The 696-nt window shown below is 73.6% G+C and carries 1 protein-coding gene; it reads right to left on the bottom strand.

The features are described 5' to 3' along the window. Positions 1-696 (bottom strand): signal recognition particle receptor subunit alpha (locus A5646_RS22180; protein ID WP_156765674.1); only part of this gene is annotated, 696 nt, incomplete at both ends.

A 696-nucleotide genomic window follows, 5' to 3' on the forward strand; every position in this document is an offset into this window, starting at 1 on the left:
GCCGTGTTACGACCCGCTTAACTTTGTCCAGCTCGTCCATCAGCCCGACCTTGGTGTGCAGCCGTCCCGCCGTGTCGATGAGCACCACGTCCGCGCCTGCGGCGATGCCCTTGTCGACGGCGTCGAAGGCCACCGAGGCCGGGTCGGCGCCCTCGGCCCCGCGGACCACCTCCGCCCCGACCCGCGACGCCCAGGTCTGCAGCTGATCGGCCGCCGCGGCGCGGAAGGTGTCGGCGGCGCCCAGCACGACCCGTCGCCCGTCGGCGACCAGGACCCGGGCCAACTTGCCGACGGTGGTGGTTTTCCCGGTGCCGTTGACGCCGACGATCAGCAACACCGAGGGATGGTCGGCGTGCGGCAGCGCCCTGATCGACCGGTCCATGCCGGGCTGCAGCTCATTGATCAGCACGTCACGCAGCACGGCCTTGGCGTCGGCCTCGGTGCGCACGTCGCTGCTGGCCAGCCGGGTGCGCAGCTGGGAGATCACGGATTCGGCGACCACCGGGCCCAGGTCGGCGATCAGCAGCGTGTCCTCGACGTCCTGCCAGGCGTCCTCGTCCAGGTCGCCGCCGCCGATCAGGCCCAGCACGCTGCGCCCCAGCGCGTTCTGCGACCGGGCCAGCCGGCCGCGCAGCCGCTCCAGCCGGCCCTCGGTGGGCGCGATCTCCTCGAGCGCGGGGGCGGCCGGCGCCTCGG

Origin of the sequence: Mycobacterium sp. 1245499.0 (genome assembly GCF_001673615.1) — a bacterium.
GTDB lineage: Bacteria > Actinomycetota > Actinomycetes > Mycobacteriales > Mycobacteriaceae > Mycobacterium > Mycobacterium europaeum_A.